Source organism: Gemmatimonas sp., from assembly GCF_041689975.1.
Classification (GTDB): Bacteria; Gemmatimonadota; Gemmatimonadetes; order Gemmatimonadales; family Gemmatimonadaceae; genus Gemmatimonas.
The window spans coordinates 1-9,225 of the sequence record NZ_JBDNFF010000310.1; the positions used below are offsets into that span (position 1 = coordinate 1).

Annotated in this window: 10 protein-coding genes; 2 read left to right on the forward strand and 8 right to left on the reverse strand. The window is 63.6% G+C overall.

Annotation, left to right across the window (positions count from 1 at the left end; all coding sequences use genetic code 11):
- The coding region (locus tag ACESNG_RS18730; protein WP_373070304.1) for an NAD(P)-dependent oxidoreductase at positions 1-420 on the forward strand (420 nt) is incomplete at its 5' end.
- Positions 421-474: 54 nt separating this feature from the next.
- Here ACESNG_RS18730 and ACESNG_RS18735 read toward each other — a convergent pair.
- Both ACESNG_RS18735 and ACESNG_RS18740 read right to left on the reverse strand, forming a co-directional pair.
- Entirely contained in the window at positions 475-780 is a 306-nt protein-coding gene (locus ACESNG_RS18735; protein WP_373059793.1) for a HigA family addiction module antitoxin, read from the reverse strand.
- Positions 781-916: 136 nt separating this feature from the next.
- Positions 917-1,069, reverse strand: coding sequence for a hypothetical protein (locus ACESNG_RS18740; protein ID WP_373059795.1), 153 nt, complete (start codon positions 1,067-1,069; stop codon positions 917-919).
- 215 nt (positions 1,070-1,284) lie between these two features.
- Here ACESNG_RS18740 and ACESNG_RS18745 point away from each other — a divergent pair, with 215 nt between their 5' ends.
- A complete protein-coding gene (locus ACESNG_RS18745; RefSeq protein WP_373070306.1) occupies positions 1,285-2,307 on the forward strand; it encodes a transporter in 1,023 nt (340 codons plus the stop codon).
- Here ACESNG_RS18745 and ACESNG_RS18750 read toward each other — a convergent pair.
- The 6 genes from ACESNG_RS18750 to ACESNG_RS18775 all read right to left on the reverse strand — a co-directional run.
- The gene (locus ACESNG_RS18750) at positions 2,291-3,862 is read right to left on the reverse strand and encodes a Na+/H+ antiporter (protein WP_373070308.1); all 1,572 of its coding nucleotides are present in this window, start codon (positions 3,860-3,862) and stop codon (positions 2,291-2,293) included. The genes ACESNG_RS18745 and ACESNG_RS18750 overlap by 17 nt on opposite strands.
- Positions 3,863-3,879: 17 nt before the next feature.
- The gene (locus ACESNG_RS18755) at positions 3,880-5,058 is read right to left on the reverse strand and encodes a hypothetical protein (RefSeq protein ID WP_373070310.1); all 1,179 of its coding nucleotides are present in this window, start codon (positions 5,056-5,058) and stop codon (positions 3,880-3,882) included.
- Positions 5,055-5,972: a cysteine synthase A gene (gene cysK, locus ACESNG_RS18760; protein ID WP_373059805.1), complete on the reverse strand. Its 918-nt coding sequence runs from the start codon at positions 5,970-5,972 to the stop codon at positions 5,055-5,057. Before cysK ends, ACESNG_RS18755 begins: the two co-directional genes overlap by 4 nt.
- 44 nt (positions 5,973-6,016) lie before the next feature.
- Positions 6,017-6,862: a serine O-acetyltransferase gene (locus ACESNG_RS18765; protein ID WP_373059807.1), complete on the reverse strand. Its 846-nt coding sequence runs from the start codon at positions 6,860-6,862 to the stop codon at positions 6,017-6,019.
- A 7-nt stretch (positions 6,863-6,869) separates the two neighbouring features.
- Positions 6,870-7,511, reverse strand: coding sequence for a methyltransferase domain-containing protein (locus ACESNG_RS18770; protein ID WP_373070312.1), 642 nt, complete (start codon positions 7,509-7,511; stop codon positions 6,870-6,872).
- Positions 7,463-9,225 (reverse strand): hypothetical protein (locus ACESNG_RS18775; RefSeq protein WP_373070314.1); only part of this gene is annotated, 1,763 nt, incomplete at its 5' end. The genes ACESNG_RS18775 and ACESNG_RS18770, both read right to left, overlap by 49 nt.

The window sequence follows — 9,225 nt, forward strand, 5'->3', positions numbered from 1 at the left end:
GCGGTGTTCTCGGCCGTGCATCCGTCCCGTGCACTCGGCGACCTGGTGGGCAACGTGGACTGGATCGTGGTTGCCGTTCCCGACACGCCCGCGTCCCGCGGCCTCGTCTCGCGCAGCGTGCTCGCGCGTTGCAACGGCGCCGTACTGTTGAACGCTGGACGCGGTTCGGTGGTCGACGAAACCGCTTTGCCCCACGCGCTGGACCAGGGTTGGCTGCGGGCGGTGGCGCTCGATGTGTTCGCCACTGAGCCACTGCCCGCCGACTCGCCGCTCTGGAGCGATCCGCGCGTGATGGTATCGCCGCACATTTCCGGCCTCACCACGATCGACGGCGCCGCGCATGGATTTCTCGAATGTCTCGAATCGCTCGAGCGTGGTATGCTGCCGAAGTGGATCGTCGATCGCGAGCGGGGCTACTGAGCAGGGTTCACGCGATCACCGGTTGCGATATCGATGGCCACGTAAATCCGTCGATTATGCCGCCGCTTCTGGCTGCAGGATCTCGTAGCGCTTCACGTTGATGCGACCCCCCAGCTTGCGAGCTTGGGCCAAATCGAACGCCATCTGCATCGCGAGCCACGTTTCTGGAGTGCTCCCGAATGCCTTCGACAACCGAATGGCCATTTCGGCGCTGATGCCTGTCTTCTCATTGACGACGTTATTGAGCGTCTGCCGAGATACGCCCAGCACCTTCGCCCCCGCCGTGATCGTGAGCTCCAACGGCTCCAAACAGTCGTGCCGCACAAGACGGCCAGGGTGGATCGGGTTCTTCATCGGCATCGTACTCCTCCTAGTGATAATCCATCAGCGCAACGTCGAACGCGTCGCCATCGACCAACCGAAACACGATCCGCCAGTTGGCCTTCACCGTTACCGCCCAAAGCCTCTTCATGTCACCCTTGAGTGGGTGCAACGCCTATCCGGGCAGGTTGAGCGCCTGAGGTTCGGTGGCCACATCAAGCACACCCAGAATGCGCTCGATCTTCGCGACGAGATCCGTGCGGATGCCGCGAGGACTTCCCGTGTCATGGAGGCGTTCCAACCCCTTGTGCTTAACAGTCTTAATCATGACCTATTTCCTCATATGTACACTGACCATTGTCAGTTGTCAATACATAGTTGGGATCCGGGAAAAGCATTGCAGCCTCGGTAAAGATCCTCCACAGGCGACAAGCACGTATGATTTCTTCCGTATTCGCCAGCGGTAGCTCCCATGGATGCAGCGCACGTGACCCACAGGTATCTTCGAGATCGGCAGCCTTCGTGTACTCCAACCCGATCGCCGTGAATACTCCGACATCCGGCACGTTCGACGAGACCGACATCGGTATCGTTCTGCCACCGTCCGACGACTTGGGCTTCGGCCACGTCGTCGCACAACAGTCGCGCGGCCGCCTGTTCAATCGCGACGGCACCTCCACGTCCACCAAGTACGGGCTGCGCGCGCAGCGCACCGAACGACTGTATCTGACAGCGCTCCAGGTGCCGTGGTCCGTGTTCGTGCTCTGGATGCTTGGCGCTGTCCTGCTGATGAATGGGGTTTTTGCGCTGGCCTACGCGGCGCTCCCTTCTGGATCGTTGGTCGGTGCCGAAGTCCTGGGCATCACCGATCCGTTTCTCCGCGCCTTCGTGTTCAGCACGGGCATCTTTACTACCACTAGTACCGGTCCGATCTATGCCATGGGCATCACGGCCAATTGGTTGGTGGTTATCGAGTCGTTGGCTGGCCCACTCACCTTGGTGCTCGTGGGCGGACTGTTGCTGGCCCGACTCATCCGCCCGCGGGCACAGGTGCGCTTCAGCGAATCAGCGGTGGTGGCCCCGTACAACGGTGCGCGCGGGCTCATGTTCCGATGCGTCAATGAACTGCCAAGCCAGCTGACCGACCTGCACGCCAATGTCAGTCTCTCGCTGTTCGAGATGCATGAAGGCAAGCGCGAGCGCAATTTCCATCAGCTCGCCCTCGAGCGGAGTCAGGTCGCGCTGTTCCCGCTGCACTGGACCGTCGTGCATCCGATTACCGCCGACAGTCCGCTGCTCGGCTTCACACCGCAGCAGCTGCGCGAGGCGGAAGCGGAACTGCTCGTGCTCATCACTGCGCACGAAGAAACATTCTCCACCCGCGTGTCTGTGCGTACGTCGTACTATTGGGACGACATCACGTGGGATGCGAAGTTCGCCGATATCTTCGCGCAGTCGACCGGAGAATCCATCGCGATCGACGTGGAGCGCCTCGATCGACTCGACCGCCTGCCCGAAGGTACGACTAGCGTATCGTCCGGTCGCGAGCTTACGAAGACGGGCTGAGCCGAAGCGTATCGAGGTCGATTTCCGACTCCAGTGTGCGTAGCACTTCGTCGGAGATCGCGCCTTCGTTCCTCAGGCGCAGCAGCATGCGTCGTTCGGCGTCCAGCATACGCGACCGCAAACGGGAGCGGCTACCGTGATTCGCGTGACTGCGGTGCTTGTGGCGCTGCTGTCGATCGCGCAGCTCCGTGCGAAGCCACTCTACATCGGCGGGATCGGCCCACGGCTCGCGCGACGCGTCTTCGAGAGCTTCAGCCGCGCGACGTAGCGCTTCCTGTCGCGCGATCTGCTCTTCTTCGTGGTGCGCCACCTCGGGCACGAACTTGAAGGCGCGAATTATCGGGGCTAGTGACAGCCCCTGCACGACCAGCGTGACGAGAATGACGCACATCGTCATGATGATCAGCTCGTCTCGATAGGGGAAACGCGCGCCGCTGTCGAGCGTGAGCGGCAGTGCGAACGCCGTGGCCAGCGACACGATGCCGCGCATACTGGTCCACGACACCAGAAACATCGACTTCCAGTTGCCGGCAGTGGATTTCACCGCCCGACCGCGACGCAGCGACTGCGCGCAAATCGTGGTCACCGGCACCCAGACCAGCCGGACCACCATGACCACCACACCCATCAGCACGCCGTACTTGACCGCTCCGTCGAACGCGGCAACTCCCGACCGCTGAATCAGCTCGGCAAACTGCAGACCCAGCAGAATGAAAATCAACGCGTTCAGCGTGAACACGAGCAGGTCCCACACGGCACGCGACTGAATGCGCGAGCGTGGTCCCACTGCCGCCGACAGATGTTGGCGCGCGTAGAGTCCGCCGGCTACGCAGGCCAGCACGGCCGACACATGCAGCGTCTCGGCAAGTACCCAAGCCGCATACGGCGCCGCCAGCGTGAGCACGGTCTCGGCCAGCTCGTCGCGCGTGCGCCGTGCCACCGCAATGAGTAGCCACCCAACAGCGAGACCAACCAACACACCGACACCGCCATCGAGGAAGAAGCGCACCAGCGCCTCACCAAAACTGAACGCGCCGGTCACGGCGGCGGCCACCGCCGTGCGATACAGCACCAGCGCCGACGCATCGTTCACGAGGCTCTCGCCTTCGAGAATCACGATCACACGGCTCGGTACCGGTAGCCGCGACACCACCGCCGTGGCGGCGACGGCATCTGGCGGCGACACGATCGCACCGAGCGCGACCGCCACCGCCCACGGCATATCAGGAATCAGCATCCGGGCGATCACCGCCACCACGGCGGTCGTAGCCACCACCAATCCGATCGCGAGGCCACCGATCGCCCGCCGGTTCGCGGTGAATTCGCGGAACGACGTGAAGAAGGCCGCCGCCCACAGAATCGGTGGCAGGAATACGAAGAACACCACGTCCGGATCGAGCGTCGGCATCGACACACCCGGCACGAATCCGACAGCCAGCCCGGCCAGCACCTGCAACAGCGGTGCCGGTATCGGCAAGCGACGACCGAACGCCGTGAGTGCGACCACCATGGTGGCGAACGCCAGCGCAAACAGAATCGGAGAAAAATGCGGCACGGTTTTTCGCTACTGGCTCAGCGGGTGTGGGTTACAAGCCACGGCACTGCGCGCCGCACGCCGTGCCCCACCATCAGCAGATGCCCTTCATAACGAAAGAGTTCGTACGTCGCGCCGGGCGACGCCTTGGCAGCTGCTTCCACACGGGCGGCGGGAATGATGCCATCGAGCTCCGCACCAACGAACAACGACGGCGGCGCATTCGCCACCGTGATCGGACTCCCGCCCGCCAGGAGTGCCACCGCGGCAATCTGCGACGGACGCGCTTGCGCCAAGCGCGCGGCCGCGCCGGCGCCCATGGAGTGTCCGATCACATACACCCGAGTGCTGTCGATGCGGAACTCGTTACGCAACAGCGCCATCAGCGCATCGAAGTGCTCGGGCGTCGTGCCGAAGATGTCGGTTTTCGGCGACACGAGAATGAGCCGCTGTTCGGCCGCCAGTTGTGGTGCGATGCCACTACCATAGGCATCGACGAACATGTTCTCGTCGCCGCCAGCTCCATGCAACACCAGCAACACCCCTACCGGCTTTCGCACATTCGCTGACGGTGGCACTACGATCCGCATGGGAACGAGCACACTGTTCGCGCCGCGGTACACACGCCAGTAATCGCCCACCAATCCGATGTACGGGTCACGCCCGCGCTCGAGTACGCTCACCTCGCGGGCCAGGTCACGAAACAGTCTGGCGGGGTCGTTTAGAAATTCCGCGCTGCGCTCCGGCGACGGCACATCGACCAACAGTTTGGCGCGCTCACGGGTGGAGAGCAGTGCCTGCGCGAGCGGACCCGTGCTGTCCACCACCGCGAGCCGAGCCAGATACTCGTCGCGCGCCGCACTTACCGGCGCGCCGTTCAGGGAGCGCGGCCCCGTCGACGGGGGCGACGGTGTCGTGGCAACACCCGTGAGCTGCGCAGCGGCGGCATCGATCGTATTGACCGCCGCCGCAAACTGTCCGGCGAAGAAGCTCAACGCCGCACGATCGACGGTGCGGTTCACCTGCGCGCGCAACGAGTCGGATATGCTCTTCGCAGTCTCCCGTTTGGTGTAGGCCGCATCGACCCGCATGTACGCGGCCGCGAGATCGGCACGCGTGACCTTGGGCGCCACCGGCGCTGTCGCGGGCGTCTGTGCCCACGACAGCGCCGGTGCGAACAGCACGGCAGCGGTAGCCACACGCAAGAGAATGCTCATACGGAAAAAAGTCCTTCGATGGAAAGGTATCGTTCGCCCGTATCGTAGCAGAACGTGAGCACGCGTGCGCCATCCATCATTTCAGGAATCTTCTGCGCCACCGCAGCCAGCGAACCACCACTGGAGATGCCCACCAGAATTCCTTCTTCGCGTGCCGAGCGCTGTGTGTACTCGAAGGCAGCTTCTTCGGTGACTTGAATGGCCCCGTCCAGCGTGTCCACATGCAGGTTGTCGGGAATGAAGCCCGGACCCACGCCCTGAATGCGATGCGGCCCCGGCGCACCGCCACTGATCACCGGCGACTTCGCGGGTTCCACCGCAAACGTCTTCATCGCCGGCCAGTGCTGCTTCAGCACTTCGCTGCACGCCGTGATATGGCCGCCCGTGCCGACACCGGTGATCATGTAGTCCACGCCGTCGGGAAAGTCGGCCAGAATCTCACGCGCCGTCGTCAGCGCATGTGCGCGGATATTCGCTTCGTTGGTGAATTGATTCGGCATCCAGGCATGGGGCGTGCTCGCCACCAGTTCATTGGCACGTTCGATCGCCCCTTTCATCCCCTTCTCGCGTGGCGTCAAGTCGAACGTTGCGCCGTACGCCGCCATCAGCTTGCGACGTTCGATCGACATCGACTCCGGCATCACCAGCACCAAACGATAGCCCTTCACCGCCGCCACCATCGCTAAACCAATGCCGGTGTTTCCCGACGTCGGCTCGATGATCACGCTCTCCTTCGTGAGCACACCGCGCTGCTCGGCATCTTCGATCATCGCCAGCGCGATGCGGTCCTTGATGCTACCACCCGGATTCGCCCGTTCGAGCTTCATCCACACTTCAACGCGCGGATCGAATAAGCGATGCAGGCGCACGTGCGGCGTGTGGCCGATGGTGTCGAGAATCGTGGAGACGCGCATGAGTCGGTGAGGAAAGAGGGACCAAAGAGTGTCGCAGGTGACTACTAAATGTGAAACTCGATTCCGTCGTCGGTCGGGCGCTGCTCCACCCGGCTCGAAAACTGCACCACTGAGCGTGGCGGGACCGACGATGTCATCCAGACGTTCCCGCCGATGATCGACCCATCGCCGATCACGGTGGTTCCACCAAGAATGGTCGCATTGGCATAGACGACCACATCGTTGCCAAGCGTTGGGTGTCGCTTCTGGTGTGCCAGCTTCTTGGCGACCGCATGCGCACCCAGCGTCACACCCTGGTACAGTCGCACCCGATCGCCGATCATGCTCGTTTCGCCGATCACGACGCCGGTGCCGTGATCGATCGCGAAACTGGCCCCGAGCACCGCGCCTGGATGGATGTCGATACCGGTCTCCCGGTGCGACCACTCCGAAAGCAACCGCGGAAAGACGGGGACGTTCAGCCGATACAGCTCGTGCGCCACACGATGCACCGCCGTGGCGAGAAAGCCCGGATACGCCACGATCACTTCTTCCAGACTCTCCGCCGCCGGATCGCCCGACAGGATCGCCTCGGCGTCGAGCAGCAGAGAGGCTCGTACCTCGGGTAGTCGATTCAGAAACGTGGGCACGACCTGTTCGACGTCCGTCACCATCGGTGCGATCGCTGCGCGCAACAGCGATTCGACATGGGCTGCTTCTTCGTCGACTCCAGCCGCGCCAAGGCGCGAGGGATGCGCAAACTGCGGAAAAAGCAACGCTAGAGTACGGCCTGCGAACTCTTCTGCCAGCGCCCGCAACGGACGCGGCGCATCACAGGCGCGGCGTTCCGCACGCAGCTCTTCGAGAAACGTCGACCAGCGCGACGGCGCGGCAATCCGATCTGTCATCATGCAGAATCTACAGTCGTTCCAGAGAAGAGACCCGGTCTTGCTCCGCTTTTGCCACGTAGCATTGCATTCCTACGGGCACGAGACCCGCGCGCTGCATCAGCCCACGATACCACGTTGCCGACTTGGGTGGCGGCCAATCGGTGTCCCCTTCGAAGTGATCGTCGTTCGTGAACAGCTCGAGATACGCCATACCACTCGTTCGCTTCGCCACCTGACCGATGCCGCTGGTGAGTTGGGCCACCGACAGGTAGTTCAGCATGCCGCAGCACACCACGAGATCGTACTGCTCGCGCAGGTCGAGCGAACCGAGATCCTCGATGCCGCCCTGCTGCAGATTCCGGCGCGTGCCGAACCTGGACACGGCGTACGCGCTCGGATCGACGCCGGCATACGCCACGCGGGGCCGGAGCGCCCGCAGCACGGGATACCAGTTCCCCTCGCCACAGCCTACGTCCAACACCGTGCGCACACGTCTCCCCAACACCCACTCGGCCGTGTGCAACACGAATGACACCTGACGAGTCAGCTCGGCCGCCGTTTTTACGCGATGCGTGGGATGTCGGTACCACTTGTCGAAGTACGCCGCGTCGTAGCGTTCGCTCAGAGGATCCCCCAGAAGCCGCGATCGATGTCGATGGCGAAGCGCCATTGTCCGTCGCGCAGTCCGCGCGCCACATCGGCGCGCACCAAATCGTAGAACAACAGCACGCCGAGTCCGGCCGACGGCCGAAGCGCGGCCGTAGTGGGACGATCGGGAATTCCACTGGCGGTCGCCAGCACCTGCACGAACGGGGCGAGGGTGACGTGCGGCGGTGACTTTCCCCAGCGCTTGAGCGGAATCGACGGCGCCGGTATCGGCTGCCGGAATTCAAGCCGCTGCGACAGCATCGCGCGCGACGCGAAGGCGTGAAAGTCGTACCCCGGTGCCGACCACGGGCCGCCGGCAAAGATCAGCCACTGCGGCGGCAAGTCGCGCCCACCAGCCGCGCCGGCGAAGGTCTGCAGAAAGAGCGCACGATCGCCGGCCAACGGCTTGGTGATCTGCACGAGGCCCTGTGCGCGGGCCACCAGAGGATTGCCGTTCCCCTCGAAGGCACCGGCACTCATCTGCAGCGACCAGTTCCCTCGAGCACCGCGTGTATCGCCCCCCACCCAGCCGCCCACACCCTGCACCTCGGCGCGCACCCCCGCGATGTCCCATGCGCTGAGGGTGGGCTGGAACCGCCCCGACACCGATGATGCCCGCACCGACAGTGGCAAATCGTTCTCGTAGGCCAGCCGCCAGGTAAACGCGCTGGTGGGCTTACGGCGCCACAACACGCCGATGGCGCGCGTTTCGACTTGCGTGGTGTAGTCACTGCCGAACAGCGCCGCTCCCAACGAGTTCGTGACGCCGGCTCGTTCAGCGAACGCGAGATCGCGGTAGTCGCGCTCGGCGAACAGCTGAATCAGCGGCGAACGTCCAAACGCGGGCACGGGACCAATCGCCAGCTGTCCCTTCACCTGCTTGTCGCTGAACCCGTAGCGTACCCGGCCGCCCACCTGAACGCCGATGCTGCTGCGATGTGACGCCCCGATGCCGACGGCCAGCCCTTCAGTGCGCGAGAAGCGCGCGAGATCGCTGATACCACGGCCCGTCACCGACGCCGTCGTAGGCCGAGACAGCATCGAACTGCGAATCGCAGCTTCCGCCTGCACGCGAGCGCGCACGACGTCTTCACTGCTCGCCATCTGAATTTCCGGCGGTAGTGCATCGATTACACGACCAGTGAACGGATACGCCTTGGCGGAATCGCGCGGCACCGCACTCCATCGCGGCAACATCATGGTGCTCTGCGCGATGCGCTCGTTCACCGTGTAGCCCGAGATCTCCCAGCGGCCGCGCACGATCCCGCGCACCGGAATGTCGAACCACGTACTACCGCGCGACACGTCCACCTCTTGTCGGCGCGGCAGCCAGTATCGCTCACGCACCAGAGCATTCTCGAGCGTGACCACCAGTGTCTCGATGCGTTTGTCGATGATCGCCGCTCGCGTGAATGTCATCGACAAACGCACGACGGCACCGGTTTCACGATCGAGGTACACCGAACCCACGGCCGCCGGTTGTGCCGCATTCCGCGGGCGGAACTTCACTTCATCGACCACGATCTCGCGACCGGGAATGCGAATGCGCAGCGCGCTCCCCATCGCGTATTCGTACGGACTTGGCACGAGCGCGGACAGCGGATGCGGTACGTCGCGCACATCCTGCCCGACACCGAGTCGGATGCGGTCGGGAAGATTATCGAGCACCACGCTGTAACGATCGCGATAGTAGCCCACGTCGGCCGGCAACAGCGTCGTGTCGCGGCGACCGATCA